Source organism: Phaeodactylibacter luteus (assembly GCF_007993045.1).
GTDB classification, from domain to species: domain Bacteria; phylum Bacteroidota; class Bacteroidia; order Chitinophagales; family Saprospiraceae; genus Phaeodactylibacter; species Phaeodactylibacter luteus.
The window spans coordinates 20,996-38,304 of record NZ_VOOR01000016.1 but is presented as its reverse complement, the minus strand read 5'-3'; the positions used below and the strand labels follow the sequence as shown (position 1 = coordinate 38,304).

Here is a 17,309-nt window from a genome sequence, read left to right as displayed (position 1 = left end):
GGATCAGGGAGGGCTTTTGCACGGGCAAATGCCAGGCTTTGCCAGCCATTTGCAGTCCTTGGGCCTTGTAGCCTGCCACAAGTATTGGGCTACAGCCTACAAGCCCATAGCTGCTGGGCATCGGCCTAGCGATGTGCAGGGGCGGCAGGCCTGATAAGGCCGAGCGGATAGCGAGCCCCGGAACGTAGCGCCCCTGCCGTGAGGCGGGGGAGGCCCCTGAAAACACTAGGGTGGCAGCCTTTTACGGGCTTTAGGCCCTGGGCACAAGTCACTTGTGGAATTTCTGCCAGCGCGCTCCAGCCCGTTTGAATACCGATTCGAATTTATCGGGTGGCGCTGCGCTGAATTGCAGGGGAGCCCGAGTGGCAGGGTGCTGAAGCTTTAGCCCTGTCGCGGCAAGGAAGAGCCCTTTATGCTTCAAGAGAGGTTGCCCTTCGGGCGTATATGCGGCGTCGCCAAGTATGGGCGCTCCCGCCATAGATAAGTGTTTGCGGATCTGGTGGGTACGCCCGGTTTCCGGATAGGCTTCTACCCAGGAGAGCTGCCCAGAGTGGAGGTCGGGCGTAGTGCGCAGCACTCGGTAACGGGTACAGGCAGGTTTGCCTTCCAAAGGGGTATCCAGCGCTCCCGCTTTTTCCTGCAGCCTGCCGCTCACGATAGCTTCATAAGTTTTTTCTACTTCCCGGTTGGCAAAGGCTGCCGAAAGGGTGTGTTGTGCCTGCCGGCTCCGCGCAAGCAGGATGAGCCCGTGGGTGGGCGCGTCTAGCCTGTGGACCGGCATAGCCCAGGGGAGTGCGTCAGGTGCAACTGTAGGCAGCAGCTTGCCCGATAGGGCATTGACCAAGGTCTGGTATTGGTTGCCGCTCACAGGCAGGCCAGCTGGCTTGATTGCTACAGCGAGGTGTGCATCAGCATAAAGGATAGGGATAGGCAGGTTGAGCGGTTTAGGGGCAGCCCCTTTGCGCGGCATGAGCAGGATTTCATCTCCTGGCTGTACCCGGTAAGCAGTAGCCTGGGCTTCGCCGTTTACCCACACTTCCCCACGGTCGATAGCCTTTTTTATGCCCTTGCGGGATGGAGTGGACTGGAAGACGCCCGGCAGGTAGTCGCTCAGCCTCATGGGCGGGATATCATCAGGTACTCGATGGCTTTCAAGTGGGAGTGAAGGCATAGGTCCAAATTAGAGGAAACGCTGTTTCCATTCGGGGCGGGGGAGCATACAGGATTCCTGTTTGCCGAACCACCGGTAGCGGTTGCGGGCAATGAAGTTGTATACCCCGTCCCTTAGGGCGCGTGGCAGGATGATGAACCCGTAAAGGAGCGGCCAGCCGCCGCCTAGTTTTCTAGCGACGCGCAGGGCTGCATCAGAGCGCAGGAAGAGCCGCCCATCCTCGACAAGGGCTACCGAGCTGAGCTCTTTTGGGCGCTCTGGGAATTGGGATAGTAGTGCCTGCCCCTCTTCCGACTGCAGGGCGGCAAAATGGAAATGGCCTTCCGGATCCCTCTTGATGATGAACTGCACGGAACCGTTGCAGAGGTTGCAAACGCCATCAAATAACAAAACCGGGTGTTGAGTGGGCATGTTTTTCCTTTATCTTCCATATTAACAGATATAGCAAGGAGAGGTTGGGCTTGTTATGAAAACCTAAAGAAGCGAGCATGCCGTTAAAACACCGTTAAGCGGAGCGGGATGCTTGGGGGTAGGCGTGGGCTTCCTGCATCTTGTCATAAAAAAAGATGATGCCGAAGTATTTTTTATGGTGTTGGCTTTTAGCTGCGGGGGCGTGGCACACGGCCAATGCTCAGCCAGTCGTACGTTTGTTCTCTCAGCCAGGCTTCCGTGGGGATTATCTGGAAATTGCCCAAGAATGGTCTGCCAGGGACCGTCAAGACCCTTGGAACGATGGGGTCGCTTCAATTGGCGTACCGGAAGGCTGGGAAGTTTGGGTATACGAAGACAGCTATTTCCGAGGGCGGCGGGAAGTTTTCAGGGGCAGTTGGGACGGAAGGCGGGAGCGTTTTTGGTGCGGCAGGATCTCGTCTATACGGGTAGTCCGTCCAGACCGCCCGAACCGCCCTTACCGCCCGCCGGTTATCGAGAACCGGGTGCCGGTAACGGTTTTCCAGGATGTGCACTTCGAAGGCGCGTCTATGCGCATATATGGGGAGTGGACAGCAGAGCGCGGCTATGATTTCTGGAACGACCGCATCAGCTCTGTTTATGTGCCCGAAGGGTACCGGGTCATACTGTACGAGCACAGCTACTTCCGTGGCCGGCGGCTGGTACTGGAAAGCCATTGGTCAGCGCCAAGAGGGGAAACCTGGTGGAACGACCGCATCAGCTCGATACGGGTAGAAAGGGTATGGGATTGATCGCCCCCAACCGCTTTATTTGAAGAGGGCAAAATAAAGCTCTTGCACCTTGGCTACCGTTTTGACTTCAATCTCATAGCGGCCCCGGTCGAGCCCTTTAGTGTTGTACTTTGAGATGTAAATCTCTTTAAAGCCCAGCCGGTCGGCTTCCTGTATGCGCTGTTCGATGCGGTTGACCGTCCTGATTTCGCCTGAGAGGCCTACTTCTCCGGCAAAACAGACATCGGTTGGTACCCCTACGTCCTCAAGCGAGGAAATCAGAGCGGAGACGATGGCAAGGTCTATGGCGGGATCGTCTACCCTAAGGCCGCCGGCGATGTTCAGGAAAACGTCGTTTTGTGCGAAAGGCAGGCCTACGCGCTTTTCGAGCACAGCGAGCAGCATGTTCAGGCGGCGGAGATCGAAGCCGGTAGCAGAGCGCTGCGGGCTGCTGTAGACGGAAGTGCTCACCAGGGCCTGAGTCTCGATGAGCATGGGGCGCATGCCTTCAATTGTTGCAGCAATGGCGCTGCCACTGAGGTCTTCCTCATTTTGCGAAAGCAGTAGTTCTGAAGGGTTGGACACTTCTCTGAGCCCATTGGCCTGCATTTCGTAAATGCCGAGCTCGTCTGTGCTGCCAAAGCGGTTTTTGATGGTGCGGAGAATGCGGTAGGTATAGTTGCGGTCGCCTTCAAACTGCAGCACCGCATCCACGATGTGCTCCAGTAGCTTTGGGCCGGCAATAGAGCCTTCTTTGGTGATATGGCCAATGATGAACACTGGGATGTGGCTCTCCTTGGCGAAGCGCTGCAGTTCTCCAGCACACTCCCTTACTTGGGAGACGCTGCCCGGCATGGAATCGATATGTGGACTGGACAGGGTCTGAATGGAATCAATGATCAGCAGGTCCGGCTTGAGGTTTTGGGCGTGTTTGAGTAGCTTGCTCGTATTGGTTTCTGCAAGGATGTAGCAGTTGGAGGCTTGCCCGCCAATACGGTCGGCCCGCATTTTGATCTGCTCTTCGCTCTCTTCTCCGGAGACGTACAGTATTTTGACCGGTATGTGGAGGGCTAGCTGTAAAAGAAGGGTGGATTTACCGATGCCCGGCTGCCCGCCAATGAGCACAAGGGAGCCCGGCACTATCCCGCCGCCGAGGACCCGGTTGAGCTCTTCGTCCGGTGCAACCAGCCGGGCCATGTCGCCTGCTTTGATCTCGGGGAGGGGCACGGGCCTATTTCCAGATGCTGTTTCGGGCGCTCGCCAAGCTTTGTCTTTGGCTTCAGTGGCCGTGTCCTTGGAGATGACTTCTTCTATGTAAGTATTCCATTCGCCGCAGTGGTTACATTTCCCTACCCACTTTGGTGAGGTTGCCCCACAACTGGTACAAGCGTAAATTGTCTTGACTTTTGCCAAAAGCTGTTAAATTTTGATGTTTGACCTTTGTTTGTATTTGGTAGCTAGGTCAAATGTATTTAATTTTGTAACCCATAGGAGCAATTGCGCTAAAGTTTAATAAAGTACTCGCTAGGAGTTTTCAAAATATGGGTTAATTTAGCGTAAAGTTAATTTCTGACGAACCAGCACAACCTTTGTTCCTCCTTTGAGGCAGACAAGAATTGTCAAGATATATGTAGATTGTTTTCATTTGGTTTTTTGGGGTTATACAGGGCGCTGCACTTCGGTGCAGCAGCCCTGGTTTTTTTAGCCCCTTGCTGCACACCGTACACACTAGTTGCTCCCCAGCATAAATATGAATAAGAGCCGGCCAGCGGCGGTAGGCTGCCCACACCAGCTATCGTTCTCGAAGCCAAGCGAGTCTACCTTAGCAAGCGCAGCTTTCGCTCTAGAGCCCTGAGTGCTGCTTCAGCCCCCTCTTATTGTTAATGGCATGCATGCGGCTGATCCGGCCAATGGCATTTTCCGGGGCGATTGGGCGGGCGGCAATCTCTAACCGCTCGATGTCCAAACCGGGTTTCTATAGAGCCGCTTTTGTTTTTCCTTTTTGTTCAGCTCGGCTATCCGCACCCATAAGATGGTATTTTCAGTTCAAGCAAGGGGGATAGCCCTACAAAAACGCGGGCACCGCGGGCCTGCGGTGCCCGCGCAGGGGCAGCGTTGATAGCAATGCCATTTTCATTTAGTCATTGGAAGAGAAGAGGGCAATCAGCCTCAGGATTTCGATGTACAGCCAGACTAAAGTAATAATCAGCCCCATAGCAGAGAACCACTCCATGTATTTGGGGGCGCCGTATTGCTCGCCCTTGTCGAAATTGTCAAAATCAAGCAGTAGGTTCAGCGCCGCTACGCCGATAATCAGCAGGCTGATGCCGATGCCGACCATGCCAGATTGGTGTAGAAAAGGGACTTGTATGCCAAAGAAGCCAAGGATGAAGTTCAGCAGATACACCAAGAAAACGGCTCCGGTGGCCATCATGATGCCGCTGCGCAGCTTGTTGGTTACTTTTATGGTGCCAGACTTGTACAAGAAGAGCATGGTGAAAAAAACGCCCATAGTGAGGGTTACGGCTTGGAAGACAATGCCGCTATAGGCCGTTGCGTAGTAGGCTGAGATACCTCCAACGAACAAGCCTTCCAATGCTGCGTAAATGGGAGCGGTGATCGGGCTGCTTTTGGGCCGGAAAGAGGCGATCAAGACCACAATGAGGCCGCCGATAGCGCCTCCGTACATAAATAGTGGGTTGGGGTTGGCATAGCTGAACACCGCCGTGGCCAGCATCAGGGCGCCTAGTAGCAATGATTTGTTGACCGCCCCAGATACGGTCATCCGTTCTACTGCCTGGCCGCTTTGGGCCATTCCTGCATCAAGAACCTCGGAAGCTGCCTTGTGGTAAGCGCGGTCGCTCATTACGGGGTTGCGAGATTGGAAAAATCCTTTTTTTCTGCTCATTGTATATTTTTGGTTAGTGAAGCTGATCAAGAACGCTCCTTATAGCAGGACCTGTTGAGCTTTTTGGGGTGTACAGCTTGGCAGGTTTGGCTGCGGAGCGCTTCAAAATAAACAATAATTAAAAAACAGGAAAGCAGGCCGATTAGTTGTTTTTCGGCTTCAGGATCTTGTCTTCCTGCCCAGGGCGCGGGTAAGGCAATTGCGCTATGGGCTCCGGCCGGTAATAATGGTCGAGCCCCGCTACGCCTACCGCCTGTGCGGCATCCATCCGGATATGCCCATCATCTGCGATCAGGTGGCTTTGTAAACGGATCTCGACGACTTTTCCAACAATGAACAATGCCCCGTTAGCTTTGATATGGTGTTCCTCTGCAAGCTCCAATCCGATTTGGATGGGACTTTCTGCTACATAAGGCGCACGGTGTGTTTCGCTAAAGTAAGGCGTAAGCCCAACGGCTTCGAATTCCGGCTCGTCCACCTCGTACTTTGCCGAGGCCTGATGGGCTTGTTGGTAGGTGCCTAAGGTCACTTGGTTTAGGGTGAAATGCCCCTGCGCCTTGATGTTGTGGTAGGTCTGACGCGGCACGGTAAGGGGCCGCATGATGAATCCTAGGTGAGGCGGGGTGGCCCCAATGTGGGTAACAGAGTTGAACAACCCCAAGTTGGGCACCTTTTTGTAACTTAGGGTGCCAAGCAGATGGGCATTGCGCACGCCCGAGAGGGTGTTGATGAAGTCCCGGCGGTAAAAGCGTTCCATGGCCAGTAAGTCATCTACAGAAAAAGTCTTGTACATGGTCATCGTTTTTTCAGGCGGACTTGCCCGATGTCTATCCAACAGCCGGCCTTTTTTTTCGTTCAACCTTTTCTTCATTGGTCAAACGGCCTAACATGGATGCTGAAAACAACTCCAAAACACCACGGTTCGAAGAGCTGCAGACACACTATACCAGCCCGCAGCGCTCCCGAACGATGAGCCGCATCCGGGGGAAAGATACCCGGGCCGAAGTGATGCTGAGGCGTGCCCTTTGGCAAAGGGGCTACCGGTACCGGAAAAATGTGAAAGGCCTGCCCGGCACTCCTGATATCGCCATCCGAAAGTACAAAGTTGCCGTTTTTGTGGACGGGGAGTTTTGGCACGGTTACAATTGGGAGGAAAAAAAATACCGCATTAAGCGCAACCGGGCTTATTGGGTCCCCAAAATAGAACGGAACATGGCCCGCGACAGGGAAAACACATTGCGCTTACAGCGCGAAGGGTGGATGGTCATCAGGTTTTGGGAAAAAAGGCTGAAAGACGACTTTAGCCGCTGCCTACAGATTGTAGTAGAGGCCATAGAGCAGGCCCGGGAAGGCGCTTAAGCCACCTTTGACAATTAGGAGACACCTGCGGGGCCTTAGTATACTGTTTTTCCCGCTATCTTTAAGAATCATTATTTACACGGACAGCAGGGATGCCTGCTTCCGGAGCACCCAATTTTAGAGAACGTATGAACAAACGATGGATCATATTTTTGGCCGCAGCCCTTTTGTCAGGCTGGAGCTATGGTATAGCACAGGAGGCTCCACTCACGCTGGAGCTGCAGCAGGCTATATCAGCGGCTAATGCAGAGCACCACATTCCCGTTTACCTGTTGTTGAAAGACCGCTTGGACGTGCGGGCTTTGGAAGACCGGTGGCGCGCCGAGGGCATAACCGTAGAAGAGCGGGCAAGGGAGTTGGTGCCCCGCTTGCAGGAAAAAGCCCGTGAGGTGCAGCCAGAGCTGCTGCGCCGCCTGCAAGGGCTCAAAGGTGTAGAGGCATCTTCTTTAAAGCCGTTTTGGATAACCAATCTAATCTTCTTGGAGGCTACCCCCGGAGCCATTGCCAAGGTACAGGGCTGGGCTGAGGTAGCGCAGCTGGGCTACAACGCCCCTGTCGAACTTGTGGAAAGCATTTGCGGAGAGGCGGCCCCGCCGCTCGCTCCCGACGGCGTAGAGCCGGGGCTGATTGCCATTGGCGCCCCTGAAATGTGGGCGATGGGCTATACTGGCTACGGCCGGACTGCCCTCATCTCGGATACAGGGACCGACCCTGCCCACCCTGCCCTCCACCGGCAGTTTGCTTACCACTTGCGCGATGTCTCATCCTCTTGGTCTGGAGATACTGAGCCCGTTGACTGTGATGGGCACGGGACCCACGTTGCAGGCACTATGGTTGGGCTCGACCGGCTCAACCGGGATACCATAGGTGTGGCTTTTGATGCACAATGGGTCAGTGGCATCGCCCTTGGGGGGGATTGTGGAAATGGCACAGACGTAGCAGGTATTTTCGGGCTGTTCGAGTGGGCATTGAACCCAGACGACGACCCTGCTACGACTGAAGATATCCCAGATGTGATCAACAACTCATGGCGCAGCGGTGCCAATTTCTGTGACGACAGCGGTCTGTTCGAAGTGTACGACGCCCTGTACGCAGCGGGCATCGCTGTGGTCTTTTCTGCTGGCAACGATGGCCCGGGCGTTTCCACCATCACCCCGCCAAAGTTCAATAATTGGGATTTGGTCCGCCTTTTTTCGGTGGGCAACCTTGATGGCAACAACCCCAATTTCCCCATTGCCAACAGCTCTAGCCGGGGCCCTTCCATTTGTGGGGGGGAAGGCTCATTGCTCATTAAGCCGGAGGTGTCTGCTCCCGGGTCAAGCGTACGCTCTTCTTATTTGGACGGAGCGTACCAGTTCCTATCAGGCACTTCTATGGCGGCTCCCCATACTTCTGGCGCAATTCTATTGCTCAAGGAGGCTTTCCCTTACCTGCCCGGAGAGGAGCTGATGCTTGCTTTGTACTTCTCTGCCACCGACCTAGGGGAAGAGGGGGAGGATAACAATTATGGCATGGGCCTCATCAACGTGCCTGCTGCATTTGATTACCTAGTGGGGCAGGGGCATACTCCTGTACCGCCCGTTTCCCGGGCCCGAGATGTGACACTGCTTTCTGTGGAGACGCCAGCGTATAACTGTGGCGAAAGTGTGCAATTTGTGGCTGTGGTGGATAACCCAGGGCAGGATACGGTCCGTGCTTTAGCCTTCTCTTATGAAATCGCAGGGCAGGTTTTTGCTTATCCATGGGAAGGGGAGCTGCTCCCAGGTGAACGGCTGGAAGTAGTGCTTCCTCAGCAGCCTGTCCCAGCTGGGGTTTACGAAGCACGCATCGCTATCGATAGTGTAAATGGCCTTTGGGATGACCGCTTCCTGGACAATCAGCTGAAGACAAGGGTCATTGTCCTGGAGGAAACCGTCTCAAGTGCGACAGTGGAGACGGACACCGCCTGCGTAGGGGCAGATGCTATTGTGCGGACGCTATTTCAGGGGGAGGGCGAAGTCCGCTGGTTTGATGCTTTAGAAGGCGGCAACCTTATAGGGGAAGGCCCTGTACTGTCTCTGCCTGAAATCGCTACAGCCCAGCGGGTATACAGTGAGGTGTCGCCTATAGCTCACATCGGCCGGCAAAACCAGGAAAATGGCAGTTTCCAGTATCTGAGCCAGCAGCAAGGCATCCGTTTCAACGCTTTTCATCCTTTCCGCATCCGTTCGGTCCTCGTTTACGCAGAGCAGCCCGGCGGGCGCCTGGTACAGCTGGTACGCCCCGATGGGTCCATTTTGAACCGGGTCATACAGATCCCTGAGGCTGGAGCGCAGCGAGTGGAGCTGGGGCTGACTATCGAGCCAGGTGAAGGCTACCGGCTTCGCTTGTTTGGGGGCGGCGCTCTGGGCATGAACACTGGCGGACAGCATGGGTTCCCTTTTGTAGTGCCTGGCGTAGCGGAGATCACAGGGTCTACCCTTGGTGCATTTCATTACTTCTATTTTTACGATTGGGAAATTGAATACGTGGAGCGTTGTGGCAGGCAGGCTATTGATGTGCCTGTTTCCTCCTCACAGAGCGCTGGCATCTCTATAGTATCTTCGGCCGATACTCTTGATTTGAACGCTGGCTCGGCTACTTTTGCTTTTTCTGCAGAAGGGCAGGGGCTTAGCTCAGTGGAGTGGAACTTTGGCGATGGTGCGTTGGCATCTGGGGCAGAAGTCTCACACACCTTTGCAGGGACAGGTGTTTATACAGTATCTGCTGTTGCAGAACAAGCCGGAGGTTGTGCAGCGGGAGCCGTTGCACAAGCTACGGTGATCGATACCACTGTGCCCACTTCTGCCAGCGAGGCCGGGCCTGGGCTGGAAGGTGTAAAAGTGTTCCCGAACCCCGCAACCTCTGCAGTATGGCTTGATCTGGCTTCGGCTGCGGGCACAGCTACCCATATCCGGGTGTTCGACCTGCTTGGGCGGGAGCAGCTGAGCCGTCAGCTGTACTGGCCAGGCACCGCTATCCGTTTGGATGTGTCTTTTCTGCCCAACGGGCCTTACGTGGTATGGGTAGAACAGCAGGGGAGGAGTGCAAGCCAGAAAATTGTTCTGGCCCGATAGGGCCCAAGTAAGCATTGGCAGGCAATAAGAGCAGGTTGCTGCAACGTTTATGGGAAGTGGCAGGGACGTTATTCTCTCTCACTTCCCTTATCTTGCGGCATCTATCCACTTGCCCCGGCTACGTCCGGTACAACCAATCATTGAAACCCCCTTCTTATGCGCTTGACAAAAAAAACTGTCCTTCTCTTACTAGTGCCTTTTGTTTTTGCTTCCGCTGCGGCACAATCCGCTCAGGATCTGCTGAACCTTGCAGAACAGCTTACTGCTGGGGGAAAGTATGACGAATCGAACGAGCAGCTATCCGCCTTGTATGCTGCTTTCCCGAACCGGTATTACGACCTCAGCATTGCGTATGAGCTGGAGAGTTATAATCATTTGATGCAGGGGGAGCTTTACAAAGCGGCAGCTGCCAATGAGGCTTCCCGTAACATCCGGTTTCGTATTATGCCGGAAATGCTAGGCCTCAACGACCTGCAGGACGGCCGGATTGCGCTGGCGGAAGGAAGGTGGCAGGATGCCCTGCTGGCGGCAGACCGGGCTTGGGAGTATCCCTATATTGATGACCCTCTGATCCCCGCCGAAATCAGTATTCTGCAGGCTGGGGCTTTCCGCGTCGGTATGCAGCTGAAGCAAGCTGAGGCCGCTATCCTCTATGCTGAAGGTGTCATGGACATTTATGGGGCTATCGAGGGGGAAGGGTATCGGCTGCAGTCGGCCTATTGGAAGGAAAAAGCAGCCCTGGCTTATGAAAACCATAATTGGGGTGACGCAGAGCTTGCTTATCGTCAAGTGCTGGCGGTCTCTCCCGCAGGTGATGACGCTGCCCTGCTTTCCCTTGGGAAAGTACTGGAAGAGCAGGGCCGGTATCAGGGCGCAAGGTCCGTTTGGGAGCCCCTTTTGGAGTCAGATGATCAGCAGATTGCTTTTCAGGCAGCCATTGAATTGGCAGAGGGCAACCCCGGACAGGCCCGTAGATATCTCAGCCGGGCGCAGCAAGTTTCCGAATTGGCTTTTCAGCAAAAATCAGAGGAGGGGAAGCCTGGGGTCTCAGCCCAGGAAAAAGCCCGGTATGCCAAGCTGATGGCCGAGGCCATACTGCAAGAGTCAGCACCAGATTGGGGGCAGGTATATCAGTACGCACTGCAGGGGCTAGGTTGGACAGAAGAGGCTGGGCACATCCTGCCGGATACGCTGGGCAGCGCTCTGACAGAATACGCGCTTTTGGCGTGCGCTGAAACAGGAGGGCAAGAACAGGCGGAGGCAGGTTGGCTCCTTTTGCAGCGGCTCCACCCTGCTGCAGCTGCAGGCTTCCCTGAATCGGAATTGGAAAACTGGCAGGCACAGCTGGGGGAAGAAGATGCCCTTCTTGCAGCCTACAGCAGTGGGCGGGTTCAGCTGGCGATTGCCCTTACCCGCACAGAGGCTTTTATTTACAGCACTTCCCTCCCGCAGTGGGAGGCCTGCTTGGAAAGCTTGTATCAGGCAAGCTCTCCCTCTGAATATATGGAGATGGGGCAGTTGTTGTTTGAACAGTGGCTGGCTCCATCCAAGAGCCTTTGGGAAGGGCAGCGCCGCCTTTTGGTGTACGCCGGAGGGGAAACTGCAGGGATCCCTTTTGCCGGGCTTCCAGTCGGAAAGGAAGCCCGGGGCGCATTCCACCGCCTGCCATACCTGGGCCGTACAACCGATGTAGCTTATTTGCGCCACCTGTACCAGCCTCGTTTACCGGAGCAGGTGTTCCGTTTGAAAGCAGATAATGGAGTGGCGCTTCCGCCAGTGCAAATTGGGGTGGCCCACCTGGTGGGCTGGGATGGCGCTCTTCCCGGGGCAGGTACCTATCAGGAGCTTGCGCACTGGGCAGGGCAGGAGCTGAGGCAGAAGATGAAGAAAAAACGGACAGCCCAGCCGTCAGAATGGCTGGGGCTCAAGCTGTTCTTCTGAGATTGAGGTAGGGGCTTTCCCTGCCAAGTTCCTTGCTCAGATGTAGGAACGAGCTCCCAGCATGTGCTCAGGCTCTAAGCTGCTAGCAGATAGCGGCTCAGTGGTGGGGCCATTTTTAGTGAACCTGGCCGGCAGCAAGGATGAAATCTTGGAAATGACCTGCAGCAGCTCAGCCGCGCTACTTTGTGGGTTATAGCCATCCTAAAAAATCGAGCGCAAGGTAGCCTGCATCGATATTGGCAAAATTAGTATCAGCAGGAGTATTGAGCAGGGAACGGAAGGAAGCGCGGGGCAGGGTAAAGACCTCTATAAATTCATCTTCATCGAGTTGTTGTTGTGCGACCTGTTGGCAGTTGGTGGCGAGCATGCAGAGGTGCCGCTCCGTGGAATAAGCAGACCGGATTTCTTTCAATAGCCTAATGTCGCCTGCTTCATATCCGGTCTCTTCTAGCAGTTCCCTTCTTGCCGCTTCTTCGGGGGATTCTGTAGGGTCTACATACCCTTGCGGGAAACTGGTGAGTATGCACTCCGGGCCAGGGCGGAATTGCCGGACGAGCACTGCCGCCTGGTCTGCAGTAAATGCAGCAATGGTCACATAAGTGTTGTTACCGATGACGTCGAAGTCGGCATGGCGGCCATCCGGCATTTCAAAAGTGCGCCGGATCATGTTCCGCCATCCGCGGAAGGTATATTGCTCGCCTATTTTTTTCCATTCTTCCATAGGGCACCAAAGGTACGCGCCTTTCGCCCAACTCCAAACGAAAATATTAGTTATTTTGAAAGGTAAACTAACTGTAACTTCAATGTTTACAGCCCAAAGGAAGGTGCCCTACAGCAGGGGGGGCTGCTGTAGGGCAGCCCTTTATTCATTGGCAAGCAGCCAGTCGATGTCTTGCATGAACTGGTCCACTTTGGCGGCGTCTGTGCCGTCGGCAAAAGAGCGGATGTGCCCTTGTTTGTCGATAAGGAGCACCCAGCCACTGTGGTCAAAACCGCCTGGTGCTTCTGGGTCTTCTTTTGCAATGCTCATATAGTCATCGGCAATGGCGTAGATGTCGTCTTTTTCCCCTGTGACAAAGAACCACTTTTGAGAGGCTACGCCGAGGTTGTCAGCGTACTGCTTCAGCCTTCCCACGGTGTCCCGTTTGGGGTCTATGGTGTGGCTGAGCAACAACAGGTCATCGTTGCCTTGGTACTTGTCATAAATGCGGAGCATGTTCTTTTTGACTTTGGGGCAGATGGTCGGGCAGCTGATGAAGAAAAAGTCAGCTACATAGGCCTTGCCTTCGAATGTCCCGTTGGTCACCGCCAGGCTATCTTGGCTGATAAAGCTGAACGGCGGTATGGTATGGTAGACGGTATCCTGCCCATTGATCTCATGGTTGCCCAAGAAAGGGAGAGGCTGAGGGCCTTTGGGAGCAGTCGTGCAAGAGGACAGCCCCGCCAAGAGTACTGCCCATATCATTAAATATCGCATGGCGTATGGAGTTGCCGCCCCACAGCGCCAGGCTGGGGGCGGGGTTTTGGTAATGTTACTGATCTACAGCAGGCGAGAATTTGCTAATGAGCGACTGCCCGTTTTCAAGGCTGTGGAGCATGTCTTCCCGGACCTGAGCAATTTTAGCTGTCTCTTTTTCCATATACTCCATGACTGCCGTATGGCTCAGAGAATCGCGGAGCTTATCCGGGTGCTTGATATCAGCCATCCATGACATCATGCCTTCCGATGCAGCTTCGATTTTTTGAACAGCAGCAGCTATCTCAGCTTGGGCTTCATCTTCGGAAACGGATTGTGCCTGCTCTTTGAGCGCCCGGGCTGTACGATTGAGTTCGCTCATTTTTGGCATTACATCATCATGTATGACCATCATGGCCTCCCATGCATCGCGCTCGGCCGCTTCCTCTGGGCTCAGCGCTGCGGCTTCATCAGCGGTACTCGCTTGCTCGCTCCCGTTTTCGGAGGTGCAGCTGCTGAAGGTGAAAATGGAAAGGAGTAGGATATTGAAAAGTTGAATTTTCATGGTTGTTGGATTTGGATAGATGGAGCTCAACAGCCCCATATACTTATCGGCCTGCGTAGGCCTCAGAGGGCAAATGCTAGGCAGTTAATAATGATTTGAACATCAACAGCAGGTGATATGGCTGGCAAAAGGCGGCGGGTGTTCAATGCCCAACGTGCAGGGCGGGGGCGGGAGCGCCCAGTCATTGCCCTGTGGCGGGAGGTGCAAATATGGGCTTAAGAAGAAACGGAACGCATGCTGCCCGGCGGGCAGATGCGGGTAAGCCATTTGAACAGAAGAGGCTTCGAGGGAAGCGCTTTGAGCAGATGCAGCTTTGCCGATTTCGTCGGCCAGGAAACAACGCCCTTGGCACATGGGGATGCGCTGTTGGCACTTTTCAGCGATAATGTGTTCTTGCTGCAGCCAATACTGCGCCAACGGCCACCACGGTTGTAGCCATGTGGCCAGGTAAAGAGCCATGAAAAGGATTGCCAAATGCTTTTGCTTCACAGGGCAAAGGTAAAGGGTTTTTGCCAATCGGCATGGTACATTATAGGGATTCTGTTGTGCTGTTAAACGGTATCGGCATGCAGCTCAGTATTCACAAATTACAGACCGATGTTTATGTAAACACCGTTGCGGCCCTACGGATGTCAGGTTTTGATCATCATTGAAATAAAAAACCCGGCAAACAGTAGTTGCTTGCCGGGCTGCAGCCTGCATGTCATGCAAAAGCAGGCCGGATACACTTGTAAAGAACATGGGCCGAATGGCCAGGAAATACATTTTGCGCTAGCTTTTCACTGCATCAGAGACCAAGAACCTGCCTGCGGCTTCATGTTTGACGACCATAGTGATGATCGCTTCGCCCTGCTGCACTTTCAGCAGGTAGGTCCCTTCCGGGATATTGCTAAGGTTCAGGAGCTTACGGTAGCCGTTGTGCCCCTTTACATAATCTTGGAAATACGCAACCCCGGAATAGGATTCGAGCAATACACGGGTAGGCTGCTGCATGAGGTTGGTCAGCTGCACATCGAGCAGGCCGGAGGCTACAATATCCCCCTTCAGTTTTACAGGGTTGGAAGCTGCAGGTGCTGCAGTGAGGTGGAAAGCGGAAAACGTCAATACAGTGGCTAGAAAAGCCGTGAAGGCAGTCCGTTTAAACATAACAGTCGGGTTTGGGGCTGTATTAAGCCCGGTGATTAATTTAGCCGGGCTGTGCCGGCTGGGTGATTCATTCGGGTACAAAGCTATTCGGCATCCCCCTCAGGCGCCATTCCTTTCGATGAACAGCCCTGCTTTTGGGATTGAGCACCTGTCGCTGCACCTTCACCCTTACAGACAGGCGGCCGCGTCAAGGGTTGCAATGCGGGCACCAATAAAAAAGAGGTAAGCACAGGTTGCTGCTTACCCCATTTAAGAAACACACACTAGATAGCTTTCAAAGTAGCCGGCCAGCTACAGATGAAGGGAGGTTGCTCTGAGCCGGCCGGGCTAAGGAAATGTTCAAGGATTACTATGCGGTATACTGCTCATGGCCAGCATTGGCAAAACAGATGGTAATGGTAGATGAACGATGGTTGTTTCAATAGTGCCGCCAATTGCCGATGGAAGCTGCATGTGCAGCAATATGGTTTTGAAGGCTTGGCGTTTAAGGCAGGAGCTTGAGCAAGGAACAGTTTAGCACTTCTATAACCCAATATGATTCAATTTACGTTATTTTTTTCATATAATAAAATATTGTTTGTGACATGGCATTGTTTTTCAGTGTGGCCGCCTATGGGCAAAGTATGCATACTCCGTTCCATTTCATTAGTTTTGTGCATTATTCCGGGAGCATAGGGTGCTAGATGGGCTGCAATGGCACTGTTTTAGCCTGCTCACTCCTAGAAAACAGGCAGTTGCCCGGGCTATATTGAGCATAGTGGCCTTTTATAGTCCGCCAACCCAAGATTTGTGATTGCTGACTAGCCCTTTTCCACCTCGCAGCGCCTGCTTGCGCACCGCAGGCAAGTTGAAAAGCCTCGCCGGCTTCATCGTAGGGCCCCTTTTCCCCACGCTTTGTGTCGGCATCGCCTGCGTTTTTCGCCTTGCGAGCTAAAAAATGGCTTCGCCATAATCTCATAAATCCTGAGTTGTTGGACTATAAGACTGTGACACCGGCACGGCATGCCCCGAAAAGCGATAACGAATAATTATTTCAGATGGCAGAGAAAAAGCCAGGGTTTACGACCTACAAATGCATGCGCTACCCCAAGGCGGAGATGCTAAAACGAAGCCGCGAACTTCATCAGTTTATGGAGCGCAGGCGGACCGTACGGGAGTTTTCGGACAAAGAGGTGCCTTACGAAGTGATTGAGCATATCGTCATGACGGCATCCACCGCACCTTCCGGGGCGCACAAGCAGCCTTGGTCTTTCTGTGTGGTTTCGGACCCTGCCCTTAAGCATCAGATCAGGGAGGCTGCGGAGAAAGAGGAATATGAGAATTACCACGGGCGTATGTCTGAGGAATGGCTGGAAGATCTTCAGCCTTTCGGCACAGATTGGGAAAAGCCTTTTCTCGATGTGGCGCCTTATCTGATTGTGGTTTTTAAGAAGCCCTATGATCTGGTGGATGGCGTACAGAAGAAAAATTACTACGTCAACGAATCGGTTGGCTTGGCCGCAGGCTTCCTCTTGTCGGCTATCCACAACGCGGGCCTGGTCGCAGTAACTCATACCCCAAGCCCGATGAACTTCCTCCAGAAAATACTGGGCCGGCCAGAAAATGAGCGCCCGTTCCTGCTGATACCTGTGGGCTACCCTGCCGATGTAGTCCATATCCCGGACTTGGAGCGGAAGCCCAAAGAGGAAGTCTTATTTCATTATGCTGCCCCAAAAGACTAAAGCGAATGTGTACGGTTACTTACCTGCCCCATAAGGAGGGCGGTTATCTGTTGACCTCTAACCGGGATGAGGCACCGGGGCGCAATGCTAAATCCCTGCACGAGCGGCAGCTTGGCCAGGCTAGGCTGATATACCCTCAGGACGAAGGGGCAGGGGGCACTTGGGTCGCCCTGAGCGGGGCGGGGGTTACTGTCTGTATCCTAAATGGCGCGAGAGAAAAGCACGCCCACCGGCCTCCTTACCGCCGGAGCCGTGGCCTTATGGCGTTGGACTACTTCGCGTTTTCTGGCCCTTCTGCATTTGCAAAAGCTTATACCTTTGAAGGTATGGAGCCCTTCACCATGGTCATTGCACAGCGGTACGCTTTGCAGGTCCTGCGGTGGGACGGGCAATGCACCGATCTGGAAAGGCTCGATACGGGGCAGCCCCACCTTTGGTCTTCTTCCACGCTTTACTCTCCATCCGTACAGCAGAAACGAGAGGGGTGGTTTCGGCGCTGGCTCGCTGGGGCCGGGGCACCACGGCGGGAAGATGCCCTGCACTGGCACCGCACCGCAGGCGATGGAGACCCAGAGAACGATGTGGTCATGAACCGTGGCAATCAGGTCCGTACAGTAAGCATCACCTCGGTGGCCGTTGGCCAGTCCTCGGGCGATCTGGCATATTTTGACCTGCTCGGCGGGCTGGAAAAATCTGTAAGTATTGATTTTGATCATCCTTAATTACAACAAACAGAGCTACGGCGCTGCTGCCCGCCTCTCCAAAC

The 17,309-nt window shown here is 54.2% G+C and carries 16 protein-coding genes; 6 read left to right on the top strand and 10 right to left on the bottom strand.

Going from position 1 to position 17,309, the window contains the following annotated elements:
• Nucleotides 1-268 precede the first annotated feature (268 nt).
• Both FRY97_RS09365 and FRY97_RS09360 read right to left on the bottom strand, forming a co-directional pair.
• The gene (locus tag FRY97_RS09365) at nt 269-1,171 is read right to left on the bottom strand and encodes an RluA family pseudouridine synthase (protein WP_147167187.1); all 903 of its coding nucleotides are present in this window, start codon (nt 1,169-1,171) and stop codon (nt 269-271) included.
• Nucleotides 1,172-1,180: 9 nt separating this feature from the next.
• The gene (locus tag FRY97_RS09360) at nt 1,181-1,582 is read right to left on the bottom strand and encodes a thiol-disulfide oxidoreductase DCC family protein (RefSeq protein WP_147167186.1); all 402 of its coding nucleotides are present in this window, start codon (nt 1,580-1,582) and stop codon (nt 1,181-1,183) included.
• 155 nt (nt 1,583-1,737) lie between these two features.
• On the opposite strand from FRY97_RS09360, the gene FRY97_RS09355 reads away from it, so the two are divergent.
• Complete coding sequence (locus tag FRY97_RS09355) at nt 1,738-2,373, top strand: beta/gamma crystallin-related protein (RefSeq protein WP_147167185.1); 636 nt, start codon at nt 1,738-1,740, stop codon at nt 2,371-2,373.
• 15 nt (nt 2,374-2,388) lie between these two features.
• Here the strand turns inward: FRY97_RS09355 and radA are convergent, their stop codons facing one another.
• The 3 genes from radA to FRY97_RS09335 form a co-directional block, all read right to left on the bottom strand.
• On the bottom strand, nt 2,389-3,765 hold the full coding sequence (radA, locus tag FRY97_RS09350; RefSeq protein WP_147167184.1) for a DNA repair protein RadA: 1,377 nt from the start codon (nt 3,763-3,765) through the stop codon (nt 2,389-2,391).
• A gap of 724 nt (nt 3,766-4,489) precedes the next feature.
• Nucleotides 4,490-5,260: a Bax inhibitor-1/YccA family protein gene (locus tag FRY97_RS09340; RefSeq protein WP_147167183.1), complete on the bottom strand. Its 771-nt coding sequence runs from the start codon at nt 5,258-5,260 to the stop codon at nt 4,490-4,492.
• 142 nt (nt 5,261-5,402) lie between these two features.
• Nucleotides 5,403-6,053 carry a flavin reductase family protein gene (locus FRY97_RS09335; RefSeq protein ID WP_170254568.1) on the bottom strand — a complete coding sequence of 217 codons (651 nt, stop codon included), beginning with the start codon at nt 6,051-6,053 and terminating at the stop codon, nt 5,403-5,405.
• Nucleotides 6,054-6,148: 95 nt separating this feature from the next.
• Between FRY97_RS09335 and FRY97_RS09330 the strand changes: the two genes are divergently transcribed.
• The 3 genes from FRY97_RS09330 to FRY97_RS09320 all read left to right on the top strand — a co-directional run bounded on the left by FRY97_RS09330 (nt 6,149) and on the right by FRY97_RS09320 (nt 11,655).
• Nucleotides 6,149-6,619 (top strand): very short patch repair endonuclease, encoded by a 471-nt coding sequence (locus tag FRY97_RS09330; protein ID WP_147167182.1) that lies wholly within the window; start codon nt 6,149-6,151, stop codon nt 6,617-6,619.
• Nucleotides 6,620-6,747: 128 nt separating this feature from the next.
• Entirely contained in the window at nt 6,748-9,714 is a 2,967-nt protein-coding gene (locus FRY97_RS09325) for a S8 family serine peptidase (RefSeq protein ID WP_170254567.1), read from the top strand.
• 156 nt (nt 9,715-9,870) lie between these two features.
• The gene (locus FRY97_RS09320; protein ID WP_147167180.1) at nt 9,871-11,655 is read left to right on the top strand and encodes a tetratricopeptide repeat protein; all 1,785 of its coding nucleotides are present in this window, start codon (nt 9,871-9,873) and stop codon (nt 11,653-11,655) included.
• Nucleotides 11,656-11,845: 190 nt separating this feature from the next.
• Here FRY97_RS09320 and FRY97_RS09315 read toward each other — a convergent pair whose 3' ends face one another.
• From FRY97_RS09315 to FRY97_RS09295, 5 genes are all read right to left on the bottom strand, one after another.
• Nucleotides 11,846-12,376, bottom strand: coding sequence for an NUDIX hydrolase (locus tag FRY97_RS09315; RefSeq protein ID WP_317131902.1), 531 nt, complete (start codon nt 12,374-12,376; stop codon nt 11,846-11,848).
• 141 nt (nt 12,377-12,517) lie between these two features.
• A complete protein-coding gene (locus FRY97_RS09310; protein WP_147167179.1) occupies nt 12,518-13,132 on the bottom strand; it encodes an SCO family protein in 615 nt (204 codons plus the stop codon).
• Nucleotides 13,133-13,187: 55 nt separating this feature from the next.
• Nucleotides 13,188-13,676, bottom strand: coding sequence for a hypothetical protein (locus tag FRY97_RS09305; protein WP_147167178.1), 489 nt, complete (start codon nt 13,674-13,676; stop codon nt 13,188-13,190).
• Between the two features lie 102 nt (nt 13,677-13,778).
• The gene (locus FRY97_RS09300) at nt 13,779-14,135 is read right to left on the bottom strand and encodes a hypothetical protein (RefSeq protein ID WP_147167177.1); all 357 of its coding nucleotides are present in this window, start codon (nt 14,133-14,135) and stop codon (nt 13,779-13,781) included.
• A gap of 312 nt (nt 14,136-14,447) precedes the next feature.
• On the bottom strand, nt 14,448-14,822 hold the full coding sequence (locus FRY97_RS09295; RefSeq protein ID WP_147167176.1) for a hypothetical protein: 375 nt from the start codon (nt 14,820-14,822) through the stop codon (nt 14,448-14,450).
• Between the two features lie 1,037 nt (nt 14,823-15,859).
• On the opposite strand from FRY97_RS09295, the gene FRY97_RS09290 reads away from it, so the two are divergent.
• Together FRY97_RS09290 and FRY97_RS09285 are read left to right on the top strand one after the other, a co-directional pair.
• Complete coding sequence (locus FRY97_RS09290) at nt 15,860-16,543, top strand: nitroreductase family protein (protein ID WP_147167175.1); 684 nt, start codon at nt 15,860-15,862, stop codon at nt 16,541-16,543.
• Between the two features lie 5 nt (nt 16,544-16,548).
• Nucleotides 16,549-17,265 (top strand): NRDE family protein, encoded by a 717-nt coding sequence (locus tag FRY97_RS09285; protein ID WP_147167174.1) that lies wholly within the window; start codon nt 16,549-16,551, stop codon nt 17,263-17,265.
• The last annotated feature ends 44 nt before the right edge of the window (nt 17,266-17,309 follow it).